General features: G+C 64.3%; 19 protein-coding genes and 1 pseudogene. 9 read left to right on the top strand and 11 right to left on the bottom strand.

Annotation, left to right across the window (positions count from 1 at the left end; genetic code table 11):
• The first annotated feature begins 416 nt into the window (after nucleotides 1-416).
• Complete coding sequence (locus A5709_RS08205) at nucleotides 417-746, top strand: hypothetical protein (protein WP_231986941.1); 330 nt, start codon at nucleotides 417-419, stop codon at nucleotides 744-746.
• A gap of 637 nt (nucleotides 747-1,383) precedes the next feature.
• Nucleotides 1,384-1,629, top strand: coding sequence for a hypothetical protein (locus A5709_RS08200; RefSeq protein ID WP_068009744.1), 246 nt, complete (start codon nucleotides 1,384-1,386; stop codon nucleotides 1,627-1,629).
• Between the two features lie 12 nt (nucleotides 1,630-1,641).
• Here the strand turns inward: A5709_RS08200 and A5709_RS08195 are convergent, their stop codons facing one another.
• Entirely contained in the window at nucleotides 1,642-2,460 is an 819-nt protein-coding gene (locus tag A5709_RS08195; protein WP_067950908.1) for an alpha/beta fold hydrolase, read from the bottom strand.
• A gap of 531 nt (nucleotides 2,461-2,991) precedes the next feature.
• Here A5709_RS08195 and A5709_RS08190 point away from each other — a divergent pair.
• Entirely contained in the window at nucleotides 2,992-5,244 is a 2,253-nt protein-coding gene (locus A5709_RS08190) for a bifunctional diguanylate cyclase/phosphodiesterase (protein WP_231986940.1), read from the top strand.
• 120 nt (nucleotides 5,245-5,364) lie between these two features.
• Here the strand turns inward: A5709_RS08190 and A5709_RS08185 are convergent, their stop codons facing one another.
• From A5709_RS08185 to A5709_RS08175, 3 genes are all read right to left on the bottom strand, one after another.
• On the bottom strand, nucleotides 5,365-6,105 hold the full coding sequence (locus tag A5709_RS08185; protein ID WP_067950910.1) for an SDR family NAD(P)-dependent oxidoreductase: 741 nt from the start codon (nucleotides 6,103-6,105) through the stop codon (nucleotides 5,365-5,367).
• Between the two features lie 62 nt (nucleotides 6,106-6,167).
• On the bottom strand, nucleotides 6,168-6,533 hold the full coding sequence (locus A5709_RS08180) for a nuclear transport factor 2 family protein (protein WP_231986939.1): 366 nt from the start codon (nucleotides 6,531-6,533) through the stop codon (nucleotides 6,168-6,170).
• A 45-nt stretch (nucleotides 6,534-6,578) separates the two neighbouring features.
• A complete protein-coding gene (locus A5709_RS08175) occupies nucleotides 6,579-6,989 on the bottom strand; it encodes a MarR family winged helix-turn-helix transcriptional regulator (RefSeq protein WP_156673221.1) in 411 nt (136 codons plus the stop codon).
• A gap of 428 nt (nucleotides 6,990-7,417) precedes the next feature.
• Here A5709_RS08175 and A5709_RS08170 point away from each other — a divergent pair, with 428 nt between their 5' ends.
• Together A5709_RS08170 and A5709_RS08165 are read left to right on the top strand one after the other, a co-directional pair.
• Nucleotides 7,418-9,448 carry a serine/threonine-protein kinase gene (locus A5709_RS08170; protein WP_082973817.1) on the top strand — a complete coding sequence of 677 codons (2,031 nt, stop codon included), beginning with the start codon at nucleotides 7,418-7,420 and terminating at the stop codon, nucleotides 9,446-9,448.
• A gap of 197 nt (nucleotides 9,449-9,645) precedes the next feature.
• The gene (locus A5709_RS08165) at nucleotides 9,646-10,254 is read left to right on the top strand and encodes an LGFP repeat-containing protein (RefSeq protein WP_068119315.1); all 609 of its coding nucleotides are present in this window, start codon (nucleotides 9,646-9,648) and stop codon (nucleotides 10,252-10,254) included.
• Nucleotides 10,255-10,281: 27 nt separating this feature from the next.
• On the opposite strand, the pseudogene A5709_RS29220 reads toward A5709_RS08165, so the two are convergent.
• From A5709_RS29220 to A5709_RS08150, 4 genes and pseudogenes are all read right to left on the bottom strand, one after another.
• A pseudogene (locus A5709_RS29220) lies at nucleotides 10,282-10,393 on the bottom strand (twin-arginine translocation pathway); the annotation flags it as partial.
• Nucleotides 10,394-10,397: 4 nt separating this feature from the next.
• Nucleotides 10,398-12,077 carry a GMC family oxidoreductase gene (locus tag A5709_RS08160; RefSeq protein WP_068119309.1) on the bottom strand — a complete coding sequence of 560 codons (1,680 nt, stop codon included), beginning with the start codon at nucleotides 12,075-12,077 and terminating at the stop codon, nucleotides 10,398-10,400.
• A gap of 195 nt (nucleotides 12,078-12,272) precedes the next feature.
• Nucleotides 12,273-12,698: a DinB family protein gene (locus tag A5709_RS08155; protein ID WP_369827283.1), complete on the bottom strand. Its 426-nt coding sequence runs from the start codon at nucleotides 12,696-12,698 to the stop codon at nucleotides 12,273-12,275.
• Nucleotides 12,699-13,104: 406 nt separating this feature from the next.
• Nucleotides 13,105-13,950 (bottom strand): hypothetical protein, encoded by an 846-nt coding sequence (locus A5709_RS08150; protein WP_156745043.1) that lies wholly within the window; start codon nucleotides 13,948-13,950, stop codon nucleotides 13,105-13,107.
• A gap of 234 nt (nucleotides 13,951-14,184) precedes the next feature.
• Between A5709_RS08150 and A5709_RS08145 the strand changes: the two genes are divergently transcribed.
• The 3 genes from A5709_RS08145 (at nucleotide 14,185) to A5709_RS27950 (ending at nucleotide 15,241) form a co-directional block, all read left to right on the top strand.
• Nucleotides 14,185-14,424, top strand: a complete 240-nt coding sequence (locus tag A5709_RS08145; protein ID WP_067950917.1) for a GAP family protein — start codon at nucleotides 14,185-14,187, stop codon at nucleotides 14,422-14,424.
• A 190-nt stretch (nucleotides 14,425-14,614) separates the two neighbouring features.
• The gene (locus A5709_RS28385; RefSeq protein WP_197520101.1) at nucleotides 14,615-15,046 is read left to right on the top strand and encodes a lipoprotein LpqH; all 432 of its coding nucleotides are present in this window, start codon (nucleotides 14,615-14,617) and stop codon (nucleotides 15,044-15,046) included.
• A 12-nt stretch (nucleotides 15,047-15,058) separates the two neighbouring features.
• A complete protein-coding gene (locus A5709_RS27950) occupies nucleotides 15,059-15,241 on the top strand; it encodes a hypothetical protein (protein ID WP_156745044.1) in 183 nt (60 codons plus the stop codon).
• Nucleotides 15,242-16,164: 923 nt separating this feature from the next.
• Here A5709_RS27950 and A5709_RS08135 read toward each other — a convergent pair.
• The 3 genes from A5709_RS08135 to A5709_RS08125 all read right to left on the bottom strand — a co-directional run bounded on the left by A5709_RS08135 (nucleotide 16,165) and on the right by A5709_RS08125 (nucleotide 19,265).
• Entirely contained in the window at nucleotides 16,165-16,395 is a 231-nt protein-coding gene (locus A5709_RS08135; protein WP_231972047.1) for a DUF6400 family protein, read from the bottom strand.
• A gap of 326 nt (nucleotides 16,396-16,721) precedes the next feature.
• Nucleotides 16,722-17,744, bottom strand: coding sequence for a GTP-binding protein (locus A5709_RS08130; protein ID WP_068119305.1), 1,023 nt, complete (start codon nucleotides 17,742-17,744; stop codon nucleotides 16,722-16,724).
• A 177-nt stretch (nucleotides 17,745-17,921) separates the two neighbouring features.
• Nucleotides 17,922-19,265: an aldehyde dehydrogenase gene (locus A5709_RS08125; RefSeq protein ID WP_068119322.1), complete on the bottom strand. Its 1,344-nt coding sequence runs from the start codon at nucleotides 19,263-19,265 to the stop codon at nucleotides 17,922-17,924.
• A 163-nt stretch (nucleotides 19,266-19,428) separates the two neighbouring features.
• On the opposite strand from A5709_RS08125, the gene A5709_RS08120 reads away from it, so the two are divergent.
• Nucleotides 19,429-20,358, top strand: coding sequence for an alpha/beta hydrolase (locus tag A5709_RS08120; RefSeq protein WP_068119302.1), 930 nt, complete (start codon nucleotides 19,429-19,431; stop codon nucleotides 20,356-20,358).
• The last annotated feature ends 13 nt before the right edge of the window (nucleotides 20,359-20,371 follow it).

Raw genomic sequence — 20,371 nt, 5'->3', positions numbered from 1 at the left:
ACGGGCCCCCAGCTACCGATCTCAACTTGGCCAGGGGACGCCATGCCCGGGGCGCAGCCGGAGAAGACCGCCCCCACCACCGCCGGGGCTCATCAATAAGGACAACTGCCAACAGATACTGGGCATTTTCTGCCCCCACGCGTGACGGGCCGGGCCCAGGCGGCTGATCACTCGCATTCGCATCCGCCGTGGCGAAGCGGCGAATGAACTGCACCGACTTGTTCCGCGCGGCCCGATCAAGGAATTAGGTTGGTCGCGTGGCCAATAACAGTCTCCGTACCCGTAGGACCGCCCGGCGCTTGCTGATGATGCTATGCGTAGCCGCGGCCGCCGCGGGTCTGGTCGTCGCGTGGCACATCGATGAGCGGGCGCAACCTTGTTGGCGTGTACGGCAATTCATCGATTACAACCGCGACATGCAGGCCTCGTTGAAAGCCAAAACGCGGTTCGCGCCCCCGGGTTCATACCAACAAGACTCGGTGCCCTCTGACGCCGACTACCAGGCATGGCTGGACGGCCTGCAGCAGCGCGCCAACCAGGTGACCGCGCCTGGCCTGTCAGCTCACGCGCAACGAGCCGCGGCGCTGGCCCGAGAATTCATGAAAGACGCCAATCAGATGAACGGCGAACTCGGCGAACAAGACCCATTGAAAGTGGAACTGCCGCCATCGGCGAAAGCGGCGGCCCGGGTGAACCACGAGTTCGGCGATGAGATGGCGACCCTGGCACGCGCCTGCCCCGCCTGAGCGCCCGGGAGACAGATAACGGCGCGATGGCGGTGAGTGCGGGCGGTGGCGGAGGCGGGTTGTCGCCGTCCCAAATGTTCTGGGCGACATTGCCCTGTCCGAAGTAGACGTAATAGTAGGTGTGGCAGATGTTGTTGTCCCAAATGACCGGATTAGTGACGTGGTTACCGGTCGGCGGGAGTGGCTCCCCTGGGCACCAGCGGTGCGGGCCGCCATCGGCGTTGGCGGTTCCTGCGGCGAGCCCGAGTCCCGCGACACCCAAACCGCCGGCCAACAGGGCGGTGGTTGCTACTCGCACGATTCGTCGCATCATGGTGGTCCTCTTCTGTCGGGGTGGCGGCCAGCTTTCGGCCGCCTTCGCGTTGAAGTGAATAACGGGCCCCCAGCTACCGATCTCAACTTGGCCAGGGGACGCCATGCCCGGGGCGCAGCCGGAGAAGACCACCCCCACGGCGAGGTGGGCGGTAGGGGAGCCGCCAACCGGGCATAGTCGGCGCGGAAAACGACTCTGTGTTGTGACCGTTAAGGATCGTTACCGCAATTGTGATGAATGCACTCCTATCTTTGGATATACGAGAAGGCCGACGCTTTCGAACCAAATAACGCCTATCGGCGTCCGCAAGCCTGGGGGGCTGATATGACCATCGCAATCGCCGCGCACGACCCGGTCGAGAAAGACACGGCCTACGGGCATGACGATGTCATCTCTGCGGTCGCAAGAGTCAACGCCATTGCGTGTCGAGGGGACACCGTTCTCGTCGAATTGAAGCCGCGCTGGCGACCTACCGAAGAAGAGATCGTGCGCGCGGCGATCACGGTGATTTTGGTAGCCCTCGTGGCGGTGATCGGCGTCGCCGCGGGCGCGATCCTGACAATGGGTTAGCAGCGGTGCCGGTCAGGACGCGATGAACTCGAGCAGATCCGGGTTGAGGACGTCCGCGTGCGTGGTCAGCATGCCGTGTGGGTAGCCGGCATAGGTCTTCACGGTGCCGTTCTGCAGCAGCTCGACCGCTCGGGGCACCGCGCTGGCGAACGGAACGATCTGATCGTCATCGCCGTGCATCACCAGGACGGGGACAGTGATAGCCCGCAGATCCTCGGTGTAGTCCTGCAGCCAGGCAAACACCGTCTCATAGTGAGCGTGCGCGCTGCCCGACATGCCCTGTCGCCACCAGTTCGCGATGACCGCCTCGGACCGCTCCACCCCCGGTCGGTTGAATCCGTAGAACGGACCCTCCGGCACCGCGCGGAAGAACTCCGATCGGTTTCCCAAGACACCCGCCTGCACCGCGTCAAACCACTCCCGGGGTTGCCCGCCCGGATTGCTCTCGGTCTGCATCATGCTCGGTGTCGGGGAAGACACCAGCACCGCCTTGGCGACCCGCTCCTGGTGGCGCGCCACATAGCAGGCCACCTCGGCGCCGCCGGTGGAGTGTCCAACATGGACGGCCTCACGAAGGTCGAGCTGCTCGGCCAGCGCGGCCAGGTCGGCCACCCAGTGCTCCATGTCATTGCCGGTCCCGGTCTGCTCGGATCGGCCATGCCCGCGCCGGTCGTGAGCGACCACCCGATAGCCCCGGTGCAGCAAGAACATCATCTGCGCGTCCCAGTCGTCGGACGTCAGCGGCCAGCCATGACTGAAAACGATCGGCTGGCCAGAGCCCCAGTCTTTGTAGAAGATCTCGACACCGTCCGACGTGGTGATGGTAGGCACACTCGTTCCTCTCGCAGTCGCCTCTCTCGCGGGCGCTCCCCGCGATCGAGTGACAGTCAACCGCAGACACGTTCTTCCTGCGAGCTCTCCCGCAAGTCGACGATGCGAGCTATGGCGCGTCTTCACGCTTGCGTTGCGACGATGACGACCTGGGCTAAGCACGAGGTGGTTATGCAGACGAGCGGAGGAAAGGCTTGGGCCGCAAGCGAAACCACATGGAGTAGCGGTGGTCAGGCAAGCAACAGCAATGATTCCTGTGTTGGAAACCGAGTACTTACCGGTAATGCTGCACATTCGATTCCGGAATATTCACCGGGGTAACTGCGAGGGCGGTGGAGCGGTTGGCAGACGGTATGGCCGGCAACCGCTTTCGGAAGTCCGGCGGCGTGGGGTCACAATAGGCCGCTTTTCGATTGAACGCCGGGGGTTGGCCAGGTAAGCGATAACGGTCCAGCGGTCAGCATGTTCTGCGAAGATTGAGCGTCAACGCCGCTGGTCGGAGGGGAAGCGTTGTCGTCTCAGAGTCGCCGCTTGGGCTTCGGGCTATCTGTCGTCGCCGTCGCTGCGGCGGCGTTGAACGCGCTCGCCCCCTGGGGAGTGGCTATCGCGCAACGCGTGCAATTTGTCCTCGAAGCAACGCTGTGTGTCGGCGCATTACTCGTTGGGTTTGTCGTCGTGGGGCGAGTGGCAGGCCTCTCGAAGTGGTGGCGAGTAGCCCTGTTGGCGGCGATAGCCACATTCCTGACCGCCGAGTCTCTCTCGCAGCTAGGCGGTCCCGCCGACCGCGTCAGAACAGCCCCGGAGCCTGCCGTCGTCGGCTACTTCGTCGCAGGACTCTTGTTCGTCGTCGCGATGCTCCTGCTGGTGCGTGCCGGCCGTGACCACGACGTCCGCACCCCGGTGCGCACGTGGCCGGGGGTCATCACGACCGTTCTCGACGGACTAGTGAGCGCGCTCGCGTTCTTCCATTTGGTGTACGTCGCTCGACTGGGCGCCATGGGCGGCGCCGCGCTGCCGCGATCGACCAATACCGCTGTCGTGTGGGGGATTGCCGCTGTCGAGCTCATCACGGTGGTGGGCGCAGTCCTCCTTGCGATGTGGTACCCGCCGTACCGGCCGGGCCGGGCGAACTACATGCTTCTTGCGGCCGCGGTGATCACCCTCACGTCCTCTGACAGGCTGCTCGCGTATCTGCGGAGTGTCGGTATTACGACGCTGGATCTGTGGGTTGGCGTCGGATTCGTCCTAGCTCCGCTGTTGATCGCATGGAGCCTGCTCGTCCTGCCTCCGCGGCCCCGCCCTCACGACGACGAACAGCCAACCAACTGGGCACGGCTAACGCTGCCGTATGTGGGGTTCATGGGCAGCACGGCCCTACTCACGTTTCAAGTGCTGGTGGGACGGGGGATCGACCCGCTCTTCGCCGCCACCTACTTGGCGTTGGCGCTGCTTGTCGCGACCCGCTACGTGGTAGCCATGCGGGTGCAACGCATGCTGACCGAACAACTTGTCGCCGCGAAGCGCCGACTTGCCTATCAGGCCCACCACGACGCACTGACCGGCCTGCCGAATCGGTTGCTGTTGGCCGAACGGTTGGACGAAGCTATCCGCGACGGCCCGTTCGTGCTGATCTTCGTCGACATCGACGACTTCAAAGAGGTCAATGACCGTTTCGGACATGCGGCCGGCGACGAGTTGCTGTGCGCGATCAGTGCGCGTCTGCAAGATTGCCTCGGCCAATCCGACACGCTGGCGCGGATCGGGGGAGACGAGTTCGCCATCCTCACTGCCGGTGCTGTCGACGCACCGGAGATGGTCGCCGACCAGCTCCGGGTGGCTCTTCGAAGTCCGTTCTCGGTGCACGGGACATCGGTGCGGGTGCGTGCGAGCATGGGCCTGGTCAGTCGCGGTTACCACGACGCTCCGCCGACCTCCGACGATCTGCTCCGGCAAGCCGACATCTCGATGTACACCGGGAAGCGGCTGGGCAAAGACACGGCCGTGGTGTACCGCCCGGCATTCAGTGCTTCGGAAGATTTCACGACAGCGCTGCGACAAGCGGATGACGCTGTCCCGCAGGGATTTCAGCTCAAGTACCAGCCAGTGGTCACCCTGCCAGACGGCAGGCCGGTCGCGGTCGAGGCACTTGCGAGGTGGACGGCGCCGAGCGGGGTACAGATTCCTCCCGAAACCTTCGTCTCGCTTGCCGAAGCCAACGGAATGGGGGCGCAGCTCGATGCCCTGGTGCTCGATCAGGCCTGCGCGCAAATCCAAAGCGCGGGCCTCGATCTGAACCTTCACGTCAACATCAGCGCCGCGCGGCTCGGCAGCCGTGATTTCGAACGTGCCGTCAGCCGCACCCTCGCGCGGCATGGGTTGTCGCCGCATCGTCTCGTCCTGGAAATCACCGAGACCGTTCCCATCGTCGATCTCGCTGAAGGAGCGGCCGCCATCAGACGTTTGAACGAACTGGGCATCGCGGTGGCCCTGGACGATTTCGGCACGGGTTTCAACTCACTGACCTACCTGCACGAGCTACCCGTGCAAGTCGTCAAGCTCGACCGTGGCCTGGCGGCGGGCGTCCAACCGGGACGGAACCTCACGCTGTACCAGTCGGTCATCGGATTGTGCGAAGCACTGGGGCTCAAGGTGATCGCAGAAGGGATCGAAACCGCCGAGCAGGCGGAGACGGTCTTCATGGCCGGCTGCCGATTGGCGCAGGGCCACTTGTTTGGGGCGGCCTCCGCGCTAGCCGATATCGCCTCGTCTTCCATGGGCAGGTGAGTCCGTTTCGGCGGTTGCGCGGCAGGTCACCGTTCGGCTGCTCAGAATTTTCGACGTGCGGTGTTGGACCTGATTCGGGAGAGTCGAACACACCGCGGGTGCGTTCTCGTGACGTTGAAGTCAGAGCTGGATCTGCCCGCCGTCCACAGTGAGCTCCGCACCGGTTAGGAAGCTGCTCTCATCCGAGGCCAAGAACAGCACCGCCGACGCGATCTCCTCGGGGCGTCCCAGCCGCTTCATCGGTACCTGAGCGGCCATGCCGTCGAGTAGATCCTGTTTCTGGTCAGCCGGCGCCAGGCCGGTAAGTCCGGGGGTTTCCACGGGGCCGGGAACGACGGTGTTGACCCGGATCTTGCGGTCGGCCAGTTCCGCGGCCCAAGTGCGGCCGAGGGACCGGATGGCCGCTTTGGATGCCGCGTAGAGACCGAACGCAGGTACGCCCTGGGAGGCCGCGGTAGATCCGGCGAGGACGATCGCCGCCCCCTCGTTGAGCAACGGCAGCGTCTTCTGCACGGTGAACACCGTGCCGGCAACGTTTCGGTCGAAGTTGTCTCGGTAGTGTTCCGGGGTCACATCGGCCAGTGCGGCGAAATCACCGCCGCCCGCGTTAGCGAAGACAACGTCAAGGCCTTTGCCATACGCTGATATTTCAGCGGCCAGGGTGTCTAGTTCTTCTGGCCTACTGACATCGCTCTGCACAGCGTGGACGCCGATCGACGCGGCTGCCTCGTCGAGGCGGGCGCGATCGCGGCCGGTGATGAAGACATAGGCGCCTTCCTCAGCGAGGCGCTTAGCAGTGGCCAGGCCTATACCCGAGGATCCACCAGTGACCAGTGCTGTTTTGCCGTCGAGCTGTCCCATGATCGTGGCTCCGTTCTTTGTGTGTCGATGCGCTACCTCGGGTAACCAAGGTGATACATCACCTATTCCGGCGGGTCCAACACCGTCCACAGCCGATGGATCCGTTCATCGGATATTTCGGCCACGTCGAAGCCCGATGCCACCACGGTATTACCGTCAGGGGCGCGTAGCTCCCATGCCAAAAAACCCAGCCCACGGGTCTGGCGGACCGCACCGGCCTTGATGAAGTGCAGGCCGCGCAGCTTTTCTTGCAGCTCGGCAGCTTTGGTGTTCAGTTCGTCATGGCCGGTGGCCACGCCTTCGTCGTCGATCCATTGCACGTTGTCCGCGTAGGTGGTCGCGATCGCCTCGGTTCGCCGCTGTGGGTCGCGCTCATTGAACACGGCCAGCAGGTTGGCTTCCATCAGGCGGGTGATGATCTCGCTCACGTGGCACTCCGGTAATAGGTGATGTTTCACCTAACTTAGCACGCACTACCTCATCGCGGGTGGCAGCGAGCTGTTGTGATCGAGGTTAACGTGAATGTGCTCCAGTGCAGCGGTCAGCGGTGCGAGCAGGTTCTCCGGCAGAGGATCGAAAAACAGGGTGCGTACCAGGTTTACATGGCCGGGAGCGGCCTCGACTAGAGCCTGCCGCCCCCTCGGGGTGAGTACAACATGGGTGGTGCGGCCGTCCTCGGCGCTGGGGCGCCGTTCGGTGAGGCCGCGATCCTCCATGCGCCGCAATTGATGTGACAACCTGCTGCGTTCCCATCCGATCTGGGCTGCGAGATCGCTGACGCGCATAGCCTCTTCGCGGTCACCGCTGAGTGCGACCAGCACGTCGTAGTCGGCCAGCGATAACCCGGATTCGGCCTGCAGTTGGCGGTTCATCTCGTAGTTCATCCGTAGCTGCACGCGCATGTAGGCCACCCAGGCGCGCTGCTGCCTCGGGGTCAGCCACTTCGGCTTAAGTGATACATCCCGCACTCGTCTTGGCGTCACATTGTCAGTATGACGGCCCAATGGGCTCGGCACGGGTGATCGGCGAAGGCGTCCCAGGCGCATCCGGCCATCACACGATGTTGTCGCCGGCCGGCGTTCTTGAGTGGACCGAACCACATGCGTAAACGATGGGGCGGGGGAGCGGTCGATGTTGCCTTACCAACCGGTGATTTTGGTGGCCCTTGTGGCGGTGATTGGCGTCGTTGCGGGCTCGATCTTCACAATGGGTTAGCAGCGGATAGGTCCGGAATCGGCCGTTGCGGGAGTTTCCCCAAACCGTGTCAGCAGTGGACTATCGTGTTGCTGAATGCTGCCGTCGGGAGGTTTCCATGGAAGGGACCCCGTTCGGCCGGTACCGATTAATCAATTTGCTCGGCCGAGGCGGCATGGGCGAGGTCTGGCGAGCCTATGACACCGTCACCGATCGGATAGTCGCACTGAAAGTACTCCCTGCGCACTTTGCTGCAGACAAGACGTTTCAACAGCGATTCCGTCGCGAGGCCCACTCAGCGGCACGGTTGAACAACCCTCACGTGGTGCCAATTCACACCTACGGCGAGATCGACGGGCGGCTATTCGTCGACATGCGCCTGATCGAAGGGCGCGACCTGGCAACCGTGCTGGCCTCCGGTTCAATGTCTCCGTCACGCGCGGTGCACATCGTCGAGCAGGTGGCACACGCCGTATATGCCGCGCACAAGATCGGATTGGTGCATCGGGATATCAAGCCCTCCAACATCTTGCTCGATGAAAACGACTTTGCGTATTTGATCGATTTCGGGATCGCGCGCGTTCTCGGCGAGACCGGTCTGACTGGTACGGATGCGGTGGTCGGCACGCTGCGTTACATGGCACCCGAGCGCTTCAAAGTCGGTGAGGCCGATGCACGCTCGGACATCTACGCGCTTGCTTGCGTGCTCTACGAATGCTTGACGGGAGGCGCCCCATTTCCGGGTGACAGCATCGAGCAACAAGTGGCAGGGCATCTGTCGGCGCCGCCGCCGCGCCCTTCTGACTCCGGCGCACCGCCGGCATTCGATGCGGTCATCGCGACTGGCATGGCCAAAGACCCTGCGCAGCGCTACGCCACCCCGGTCGATATGGCACGAGCCGCGCGCGATGCGATCACGGTGCCGCTACGCCTACCGGACCCGAATGCGCAGTCACCCACCGCCACTGCCCCCATTCAAGTGGCCTCATGGCCGAGTGAGCCAACACAGCAAGCGCAGAAACCATTGCACCGCGATCCGCGGCAGGAGATAGCGGAGAACCGCAAGCGCGCCAAGCGATCTTGGGTGGTCGCCGCCGCGGTTATTGGATTGGTCGTGGCGTTGGGGGGCACGAGCCTATACCTTCTGCGCCCCCACACATCAACGGCTGGATCTACGCAGACGACGGGATCTGCGACGGCGGCCCCGCTGTCGGCGCCGAGGGGGGGAGGCACGCCCAGTTCAGGGGTCACCGCAGTGCCGAGTGGTCCACCGACGATCGCCACCTCAGTACGGGTAGGCAATGGCGCCTTCGGCGTCGCAGTCGACTCCGCCGGACACACCGCCTATGTCGCGAACACCGGTTCCAACTCCGTGTCGCTGGTCGATACCGGCAGCCGTACGGTCACAACCACCATCGCTGTAGGACGCCACCCGGTGGGTGTTGCCGTTGACCCATCGACCCGGACCGTTTACGTGACCAATTATGACGACTCCTCGGTGTCGGTCATCGACACCGCCAACGGCACGGTCATCGCCAGAATCACAGTCGGCAGCCATCCGGGTGGAGTAGTGGTCGACCCGGATGCCCGGATCGCCTACGTCACTAACGGTGATAGCGCATCGGTGTCGGTCATCGACGTGACAACGCATGCCGTGACCGCGACGGTGCCTACCGGAAAAGGTCCAAGCCGCGTAGCCATCGACCGGACCGCTCACCGCTTGTTTGTCACCACTGCCGATCCAACGGTGACGGTTGTCGATACCACGAACCGAACTGTCATCGGTTCCGTCGCACTTCGCGGCCGCCCGGCAGGCATCGCAATCGATACCGGATCGCACACCGCCTATATCGCAAGCGGCGACGATGCATCGGTGTCCTTCGTCGACACCAACAGTCTCAGCGTCATCGCTAGCGTCCCTGTAGGGCAACGCCCCGCGGGTGTGGCGGTGGACCCGCCGACGAACACCGCGTACGTGGCCAACTACAGCGGTGCGTCCGTGTCGGTGATCGACACCACCAAACGCATCGCCACCGGAATCCTTGCCGTCGGAAACAATCCGCTCGCCATCGCAGTCGACCCAACCACGCACTTCGCCTACGTCAGCAGCGACCTTAACCATGGCTCGTTGACAGTGATCGAACGCTGACGTCGGGGCGCTGACGGGTGGATTTCATCGCACACCGGTGGATCTTCACTCGGCGCTCTGGCTTGCCGTCTACGACCGCATTGTAAGTTCGTTCGGGCGGATCGCCTACGCCGTCAAGTGATTCGGTTTGAAGTCCCGTCCGGGCGACGAGGACAGCCGCAACTCGACCCACCACAGGAACTCGCGAGAGGAAGCCTATGAGAACGATCGCAAACCGCCACGCGGCAATCGCCGGCCTGGCCGCCGTCGCGCTAATCGCTGTGGGCTGCAGCAATGGCAAGAGCGTAGACGCGTCGGCACCGCCTCAGGTCGGGGTGAGCGCCACCTCCACGTCGAAAGCCCCGGCGCCGCCCACCGAGGTGGAGCTGATAGGGGAGCGCGACGTCGAGGTAACTCTGACCGGCCCGATCGCGGTCAAGTACTCGTCGGCAACCGAGGATCAGAAGAAGGCACTCGGCAAGCCGCTCACGGGTGACCGCAACGCGGGGACGCGGGACAGCGGCGTGGTGTTCCAGCAATTCCAGGGCGGCGCGATCACCGCCAGGAACGGCGCGGCCGGCACGCCCGCCTACATCATCGTGGGCAAGATCCGGGAGGCCTGGAATGTCCCACGCGGCCCGGACGGCACGCCGGCGGTCACCGGCACTAACGGTTCGGCAGGTCCGCTGGGCTTGCCCACCAGTGACGTGAACGCCGTCGGCGACCTGCAGGTGTCGACCTTCGAGCACGGCAAGATCGAGTACAACCCGGCGACCGGCCAGGTCGCGGTGACGGTAAACGACAAGGTCGTGCCATCCGGGCTCTAGCTCGAACGGGGGACAGCGCCCTCGCCGCTACCGCACATCGCCACTGGACGGATCGCATGGAGGTTTCCACTGCCGCAATCGGGGGCCAGGACGTCGTTGACGTCGACTTCGAGCCCGCCGACCTCGGCCCGGGATTGGCCGACTCATCCCACAATCGCCCGCGCAGCGCGCTCGGCGATGAGCATCACCGGCGCGTTCGTGTTGCCGGAGATGATGGTGGGTATAGCCGACGCATCGACGACTCGAAGGCCGGCAACGCGGTACACGCGGCAGTCGGTGTCGAGCACCGTGGCAGCCGAATGCGGCCGCCCGCGAGCGTCAAAAGCTCCCATCGCGCAGGTACCCACAGGATGAAAAATAGTCGTACCGAGTTCGCCGGCCGCCTTCTGCAGCGCTTCATCGCTCACCACCTGCGGCCCCGGAAGAAACTCCTGCGGGCGGTAGCGGGCGAGAGCCGGCGCCGCCATGATCTGCCGGGTCATCCGGAGGCCCCGCACGGCGATTTGACGATCGGCGTCAGTCGACAGGTAGTTGCAGAAGATTTTCGGATAGATGAGGGGATCTGCACTGGCCATCCGCACATGGCCTCGCGAGGTGGGTCGCAAATTACAGACCGAGGGAGTGATCGCTCCAAAGGGGTGCAGGGGTTCGCCGAACTTCGGCAACGACAAGGGCTGCACGTGCCACTCGAGATCGGCACTTCCCAGCGCGGGGTCGCTCTTGGCGAAAGCCCCCAGAGTGGAAGGCGGCATCGTCATGGGCCCTGACCGCAACAGCAGGTACTGAAGTCCCATGCCCGCACGAGTGATCCAGTTCCGGTACAGGGTGTTGACGGTCGGGGCGCCCCGGACCCGGTAGACCGTTCGAAGCTGGAGGTGATCCTGAAGGTTTTCGCCCACTCCTGGCAGGTCGACGTCCACCGGCACTTGATGCTGGGCGAGCAGGCCGGCTGGGCCGAGACCCGAGACCTGCATCAGATGCGGCGAGCCAATAGCCCCGGCGCTCAAGATCACCTCGCGATGGGCTCGGACGTCGACAATGTGGCCGGCTTTGAGCAACCGCACCCCGATGACGCGGCGCTGGGCCGTCGTCCACGCACCGCGACGCTGGTCCTCGTGGACCTGGTCGTCCATCAGAAGCCGCAACGCCTGAGTTTGCGTGTAGACCGTGAGATTCGGCCGGTGGGTGATGGGATGCAAGAAGGCATCGGCCATCGACCAGCGCCGGCCGCGCCGTTGGTTGACGTGAAAGTACGCACAGCCGGCGTTGTCGCCCTGGTTGAATTCATCGATCGGGGAGATGCCCACCTGGGCGGCGGCGGCTTGCCAGGCGTCCAGGATCTTCCAGCGCACCCGCGGTAACTCGACGCGGATCTCACCACCGGCGCCGTGCCAGTCGTCGGCTCCGCCGTAGTAGTTTTCCAATTCTCTGTAGATTGCCAGTGTCTCGCCGGGACTGTCCGGGCCACCCCAGAGCCAGCGCTCGTCACCGGTGGCCTGTGCCCAAAGCTCGTAGTCACTTGCCTGTCCGCGCATGTGGATCATCGCGTTGATCGAAGAGCAGCCGCCGATCACCCGGCCCCGCGCGTAGTGAATGCTGCGGCCGGCAAGGCCAGGGTCGGCCTCGGTCGTGAAGCACCAGTCGGTGCGAGGGTTGGCGATCGTATACAGATAGCCCACCGGCACCTTGATCCAGAACCAGTCGTCTTGCCCGCCGGCCTCGATCAAGAGGACACGGCGATCAGGGTTGGCGCTGAGCCGATTGGCGAGCAGGCAGCCTGCGCTGCCTGCTCCCACGATGATGAAGTCGGGGTCCGGGCTCATTCCGGTATCGGTCCTCCACAGCTTTGGATGCGAGTCCTAGTGTGCCCGATGACCACCAGATCTCGTCGAGGAATGATTGGCCTTGGTCGATAAGCGAGAACCGTTGAGCGGCAGGGCAGTACACAGTAGCCTCGCTGGTAGACCCGATTCGTGCATATTCCTCCGGCGCCGCCGGACGGCGCCGGGCTGCGTGCTCTAGTGGTGGATCACGGGCCCCGGAATTGGCCTTATCTGCTCGACCAGAATGTCTGCGTGACCGGCGTGGCGGGCGATCTCTGCGATGAGACCGAGGTAGACGAAGCGCAGGTTCACTGCACCGACGAGGCTGTGGTCAGCGGTGTCGTCAAGGTCTTGGCGGGCGGCGATGTCATCGGAGATCGCGCATGCAGCTTGGTATTCAGCCACAACTTCGCGCAGAGTTTCGCCATCGCCGACGTAGAAGCTCGCGTCACCCCCGACGGCTTGGCCCGTGCAGTCGTCAACGTGCCAGCCAGCCAGGGTGCGTTGAAACCAAATCCGTTCCGCTGCAGCGCAATGCTTCACCAATGAGAGCGGTGTCGTTAGCGACGGCACCCAGCGCATGCGGGCCTCGGCGTCGGACAGACCGCCGACCGCGGCCACGCGCTGTGAGCGATGGAGTTGCAAGGTGTCCTGCAGCAGTTGCCTTTCGGAGCCGGTGAATGGGCGGCCTGGAGTCAATGCGGCGGTCGTCCGTCCTTCTTTCGAGTGATGTCTCGGTCCGGATAAACCGGAACTAGGGGTGGGGTCGGCGGGCTGCGCTCGACGATCCGCAAAGGGGCAATCGGGTATACGACAAGCGTGGCGACAGAGCCACGACGAAAGGTCGGCGACGATCGCGCGTCAGAGTCTGGCGACGTCTACTCGTCGGGGGGAGGCAGATCGCTACGGCGCGCAAATGCATCCCGAATTATCGGAATGAGTCCGCGACGCGAACTCGAATGATACACAGGGAACTTACAACTGCGGAGCAGCTCACCGATCCCGGACGTTTACGGGATAGCGCTCGCTAGCTCCCTAGCGCCCGCCGCGAGAGGAACAACACCAGCAGGATGATCAGCACCCAATTGCTGACCGCGTGCGCGGCCGCGGACCTGGCGACCGCAAGTCGTCTCACCTGATCAACACGGTCACGGCTGGCTGATATCTGATCTCCAAGGTTGTCGGCCCATTCGTCGCGTCGCCGCTCATTCTCCATACGCACGCGTTCACGTTCTCCTAGCACTTTCGCCCACGCTTCGGGGTCCTCATCCCTATTGGCGGGCAACGCAGGGTAGGGCAGACGTTCATACTGGGGTACTTCTCGCGCCGTCTCCAGCTCTGGGCCAAGTGCCGCAACGGCACGCAAGTACACCATCAGGAAATACAGTCCGCTAATGGTCAGCGCCAAGCAAGCCGCGATCGGAATTCCCGCCCAAAAATGGGTCATCCCAAAGGCGACTTGCCTCGTCACTTTTCGGCGAAGACCTTGCCGTTCGGCCCGATCGCGAAACGCCAACTCTTCGGCATGGGCTAACCACGGAACCACAGCGGCCGCCAGAATCGGCACCGCAAGCCCCACCATTTTCCAGATAAACCCGCTCTGCCCCGTCTGTGCGAGGGTAACGTTGCCGCTATTGCCCAGCATCCGCCACCAACCCCAACCAAGTAGCGGAAATACGTTCACGAGCGCGACGTAGACAGCAATCACCACGGTGAGCTGGCCAACGGCCGCCGGGACCATCCACCAGCGGATCGCCATAACTGTGCGGCGATAATCCTGGCGGAGACGTTCGTGACGAACCACGCTTTGAAGCGACCACACCAGACTCACGCCAATGAATACCACAACGGCGGCAGTCAGGATGGTCGCCAATCTTCCGTGTATCACGCCCCTCATCTTGACAAATTGCGACCGACAACGTTATCCACCACCCCTGCGCGGCAACTGAAATCGGCGGGACGAGCGTTGGCCGGCAAGGGGACCGCGATGATTCGTCAGATGCAATATGCAGTACTCCGCTGGTAACCCGCCATATTCGTTCCGCCGTATTCTTCCGGTAGGAATCGCCCGTCTCCCGCTGGGCGGTGGGGGACGCCCCTTGTCCGCATGGGCGGGCCGTCGCCCGACGTGATTTTGACGGTGCTTGCAATTATCGTGCCCTCGGGAGCCGCGACCAGCGCGCAGCTTGGCGCCGCCATCACGTTCGTCATCGGAATGCTTGCGGTTGTCGAGATCATTCTTGTGAGCTATCTGATCACGCCGGTGAAAACCAAGGCGGTGCTCGGACTGTTGCATGACTGGGCCGTCAGTCAACGTCGGAAGCTCCTGGTGGCTACCTTCGCATGATTGGGATCATGCTGGTGGCGACGGGGGTGGGCGCCACCTGACCGACAACGAAGGTCAGGAATCCCGTGTATCCGTTATGCTGCCGATAATCCGGCACTCGGTGCGCAGTTCACTTGCAAATAAGCTTGGCAGAGGACGGCTTTCAGCCTTGGTCAGATTTAAGTCCGCCAGTCGAGCTACAGCTGCGATCGTGCTTCTCGTCGCCAGCACGCCGACCTCGGCCTGCGGCCATCGGCCCTCACCCAACACGACCGCTTCCATCAGCTCAAGCTCGACGCCCCCCGCGGCTGCGGCCGCGCAGAGCGACGCATTGACGTTGGCCGGCAGACCTTTCCCGCTGCACGACGTCCAATGCCGCAAGATGGGTGGCGCGGTGCTCGTCACGGCAAGAACGCAATCCGATGAGAGTGTCATCGTCGACGCCGCGGGCGGCAAGGTCGAAACTCTCGACTTCACCGCCGACGGTATCGCCTACTTGTGGGAGCCGACATCGACCGGGGGAGCTCCGGTCCCAACGCTGACGCAAGACGGTGACAAGTACACGGTGGCTGGCAGGATCAAACAACTTCACGACTACACCAAGCTCAGTGATTTCACGTTCAGAGCGACCTGCCCGCATTGAGCGTTTTCGACCATGCGTGACGAAGAACTTGATACTAAACCACATTACTGGGGTTCGAATTTATGGGTGATGTGTGGTGTCACCCGCCTGGTGTTAGCACGCATGGAAGATGTTGCGGACGACGAGCGCCGCGATGGCAAAGGTTCCGCGCTCGGCTCACTGAAATTCCCGTTCGATGGCGAAGGTGTCGGTTGAGTCGGCGTGCATTCGGGTGATGGCGGCAGACTACTCGCGCAGCAACCGCGCGGACGCAATGTCTAGCCCCATCCAGGCCGCCGCAACGGCGATCGTTAAGGCGCCGTGAACCCGCGCTTTGGCCATATTTATCCGAATCGGGCAGGCGGGGGCACTTCGAGTGCGGCCTTGATTCATCTAGTAATGGCGCCCCCCTTTTACCCGACATAATGTCGCTTATCGGCACAAACCGATATCCGGTGACCATCGACTGAAACATGACAATCCCTGGAACCACAGCGTTTGTCCTTTGATGGCATCGCAGGCATGTCCCGGCAACTCCTGACGGACGGTCGGTCGATCGCACTCGAGGAACCGGTCATCGGGTTGGCCAGTCGCGCATGACAACGGGGTCGTCGCCTTACCTCTTCCGCCGCCCGGCGGGACGCGTACTAATACGTCACGGTGACGAATCGCAATGGGCCCCACGCCGTTTCCGAATCTCAGCCTGGCAAGGCCACGGGCCATCGCTCAGCATTTCCGTAGCGTCGAGCTTCACGATCCAATCCCCCCGCCGTCACGGCAATGACTCGGGTGCCGGCCGCCCAATAACCGACCCCAGCCCCTGGCCCATCCCATCCCCTCCTCCCCGCCCATCGCCGGCAATACGTCACTGTGACGAATCACTGTGCGGCGCAGGGCTATTGGGACATCGCGCTGACCGGCGAGTTCACCACCGCTTGGGTCGCGTGCGGCGATGCGTGTCGGTCGACCAGAGATGGCCGCAGTCCGAGCACTGCAGGTGCACCAGCGTGCCCTTGTTGCTGAGGAGATATTGCCAGTGCGTATCGCAGTTGCGACTACTTCGGCAATCACCGCATTTCGCGCGGTGATCGCAGTGCGGGCAAGGCAACCATGCGCGGCGGCCACGGTCGGCGGTCGGATCAATCGGTAGCACGAGCAGTCGTCCGTTCGGGCAGCACGCCGGCGCGGACCAACTCGTCGTATACCCGTTGCTGCTCCTCGTCGAGGTTCGAGTACAGCATTTCGTAGGCCCGCCGTTCCTCGCTAAGCACGGCAATGGGGTCCCAATCGTCACCCATCGCTTCGAACATTGCGCTGCGCCTGCGCGCCTCGTCGAACGTCAGGTCATAAGCAAAGTCGAGGTCGGCCATCGCGCTCCCAGCCATTAGATACGCAAACGAACGGCCAGAATGACCCGGTTGACCGTGCTCGGGCTATGACCTACGTCACCCTCGCCGGTTGATGTTCGTCACACTCGGTGCCGACAATGCCGACCCCGATCGATGACCGAGGGTCGACAAAGGGAACGACAAGGGGTGTCTGGTCGTCGCACGCCCAAACCGTCCCGCGGATCCCCTTCCGTCTTCCCCGCCCATCGCCGACAATACGTCACTGTGACGAATCACTGTGCGGCGCAGGATGATTGACGGCGCATCATCGAATGATTGCTCGGCCCCGTGTCCCGCCGGATCGTTTCTCACGCACTCGCGTGCCGGTACCGCGCAAGCCGCCGCAGCGCCTGCGCCGACGCGCACCCCGACATAGGCTGTAGTGCGCTGTCGAGTCGGGCCCGGACGGCGTCGATGTCGAGATCCATCCCGATCGCCACCAGACAATTGGCCGCGGCTCCGCGAGGCGCCTCCCCGAGGTGGATTCCGCTACCCACCAGGTTGACGACATAGTCGTGGATGGTCGTGCGGTGCCGCACTGCCACGACGCCTTTCAGCCTGAACACCTGCGCCGGTGGATCTTCGAGAAGGTCGAGCAGGGCGTCAGGGTCGACGCAACCAGTGCGACTGACGGTGACGGCATCGGCATGGACATGGTCGTGCTCGTGCTCGTGCTCGTGCTCGCGGACCAGATCCAAAAACGAGAGCTGCCCAACCGGCCCGGCTGTGGCGGACGCGTCGAAGAGTAGCTGAGGATCTATTCGGCCACCCGTCGTGCCTACGACATGTATGCGCGGGTTACGTTGCGCCGCCCGTTGAGTGACGCGTTGCACCACCGCCGACCGCTCCGTCTCCGGCACGAGGTCAAGCTTGTTGACGACAATCAGCGACGCCGCACCGTAGCGCACCGGCGGCAGACTGCCGCAGTCGACGGTGTTGAAGTGGTTTACTGCGTCGACGACGTCGACAAGCCCGCCCACTCGGACCCCGCGGATCTCGCTGAAGCCGATGAGCCGCGCGATTACTACCGGGTCGGCCAGACCGCTGGCCTCGACGAGGATGGCATCGAGGCGCCGAGCCGGGTCGGCGAGCTTGACGAGCGCGTCGTCGAGCCCACCACCGTCGGGCAGACAACAGATGCATCCTCCGGCGATCGAGGCCGGCTCGTCGACCTGGCCGGCCACCAGACCTGCATCGATGTTGATATCGCCGAAGTCGTTGACCACCACACCGATTCGAGTGCCAGGATGGCGTAGCAGGTGGTTGAGCAACGTCGTCTTGCCGGCTCCGAGATGACCAGTGAGCGCGATGACGGGTATCGCAGCAGCCAAGCCTCACCCTCCACATCGACATCCGGACATCCGGACATCCGGACATCCGATGCTAACCGGCGCAGCATGCACGGTCTGTCGCCTGGGCTTCGGCGCCGGATAGCCCGTGCCGCGCCCCGCGGCCCATACTTTCGCCACTGTTGCGGAATATGTTGTCGCGCAACCGGATGCGCCCGATCAGTCCCCGGGCGCCGACCAGTGCACCACCTTCATGGCGGTCATCTCGTCGAGAAGTTCGGGCCCGAAGCCGAAGCCCGTGCCGCTGGCACGGCGCGGCTCGGAGGCTCCGCCGGGCGCACCGCCGAAGACGGAGTTGACCTTCACCGTGCCCACCGGAAGGCTGCGCCACGCCTCCTGGGCATGCGCCATGCTCCCGGTGAGCACCGTGGCGGCCAGGCCGTAGCGATCATTGGCGGCTTCGGCCAGCGCCGCTGCGAAGTCCGGCACCACCCGCACCGGTGCGATCGGACCGAACGTTTCTTCGCGCATGACCAGCATTTCGGCTTTGCAGTCACTCAAGACCGTCGGCGGGTAGAACGAGCCTGGCCCGGGCTGCGGCTCGCCACCGACCAGGACGTGGGCCCCGGCGCGGGTGGCGTCTTCGACATGCGCGTGGACGTGTTCACGATGACGCTCGTCGACCAGCGGCCCGATGCGGTCCGCCCACGAGATCGCCTCGTCGATCAGTGCGTTGAGAAAAGCATCGGCGATCGATTGCACGACGTAGACCCGCTCGACCGAGACGCAGGTCTGTCCGGCGTTCGCGAAGGCGCCCAGCGCGGCCTGGCCGGCCGCCCAGGCCGGGTCCACGTCGGCGTCGACGATCAACGCGTCGTTTCCGCCATTCTCCAGCAGCGCCTTGGCGCCCCGTTCGGCACAGGCGCGCGCGATCTCCCGGCCGGTCGCACTGCTGCCCACGTGCGCGACGACGTCGACCAACTCCGCAGCCGCCAAGCGTTCCCCGACGGTCCCGTCGCCGTCCACAATCTCGAGTACGCCATCGGGCAGCCGGGCAGCCAGCAGTTCGGCGAAGCGCCGGCCTGTTTGCGGTGAGCGCTCGCTGGGCTTATGTACCACGGTGTTTCCAGCCACGAGGGCCGCGCCAAGCAGCCCGGCGGCCACGGCGACGGGATCGTTCCACGGCGTGATCACCGCGACCACGCCACGCGGTTGGGGAACCATCAGGTCCGTTGCGGACCATCCGCCTTGCAGGGCGTGGCCACGGTGGAGCGGCCCAAGCTGGGCGTACTGCAGCAGCGTGTCGATTCCGGCGTCCACGCCGCCGCGCGCGTCGCCGCGCAGCTTGCCGGTTTCCCGCTCGTTCAGTTCGGCGAGTTCGTCGGCGGCGGCGCGGACGTCATCGGCGGCGGCCGCTATCGCGGCGGCCCGTTCAGCCGGCGGCGTGCGCGCCCACCCGCCGGCCGCCGCCGCGGCGCGTCTGATCGCCTCATCACAGTCGGCAGGCTCGGTGATCGGCACCTGCGTGACGGTGTCACCGGTGCGCGGATCCAGGACGCTGATGATTTTGGTAAGGGCTGAGGCCACGACAGCGGATACCCTGTACCCGGCCCGACCAATCGGGCGCCCCGAAGCGGCCCTGGCCAGCGGCTTGAAGCCGCCTCGCGACAGATTCCCGGTCCTGTATGGTCAGCGTGTTCGCCGGCGCAAGGGATAGAGGGTCTCGATGGCAGATAGCCTCCCCGACAAGACCTTTACTTCACGACAGGTGGTGGATCCCGGCCTGCGCAAGGTGGCCCGATTCCTGCCTCGCGGATACGCCCTGCACCGCGGTCTCAAGGTCCAGCGGACGATCATGAACCTCTTCAGTAGCACGGGGCGGCTGCGGGACGTACCGGTCGCCACGGTCGACGAGCACGTCACCGTACGCCTGCATCGTCCGATCAACGCTCCCCACCGTGCGCCGGCACTGCTCTGGGTCCATGGCGGCGGCACCATCATGGGCCACGCCGCCCAGGACGACAAATACCTGCGCAAGCTGTCGCGCCGGACGGGCGTAGCGATCGCGGCCGTGGAGCACCGCTTGGCGCCCGAGCACCCGTACCCGATCCCGATTGAAGACTGCTACGCGGCGCTGCTGTGGCTCGCGCGCCAGCCGTGGGTGGATCCGGATCGGATCGCTGTCGGAGGGGCCAGCGCCGGCGGGCACTTCGCGGCGGCGCTGGCGCAACGGGCCCACGACCGCAACGACGTCAAACTCGCCTACCAGATGCTGGTGTATCCCATGCTGGATGATCGCACCGGCGTCAACGAGGCCGGCCAGCGGCGCATCATGTGGACGGCAACCGACAACCAAATGGCGTGGCGCTGGTACCTCAACGGCGCCGACCCCACACAGGCCGTCCCGGCTCGTCGAGACGATTTGTCCGGCCTGCCGCCGGCGTGGATCGGGGTCGGGACATTGGACCTCTTCTATGCGGAATGCCTGCAATACGCCCGGCGCCTGCGCGAGGCGGGTGTTCCCGTGCACGAAGAGATTGCCCCCGGCGCCTTTCACGCGTTCGACCAGATCGCGGACAAGGCGCCGGTGTCGGTGAACTTCTTCGCCAGTCAGTGCGATCACCTTCGCGGCGCCCTCGTCGCACCTCGCGCCTAGCCGCGGTCGTCGA

It is taken from the genome of Mycobacterium sp. E1386 (assembly GCF_001672745.1).
Classification (GTDB): Bacteria; Actinomycetota; Actinomycetes; order Mycobacteriales; family Mycobacteriaceae; genus Mycobacterium.
The sequence above is the reverse complement of the archived record's forward strand: the minus strand, read 5'-3'. Positions and strand labels throughout refer to the sequence as shown.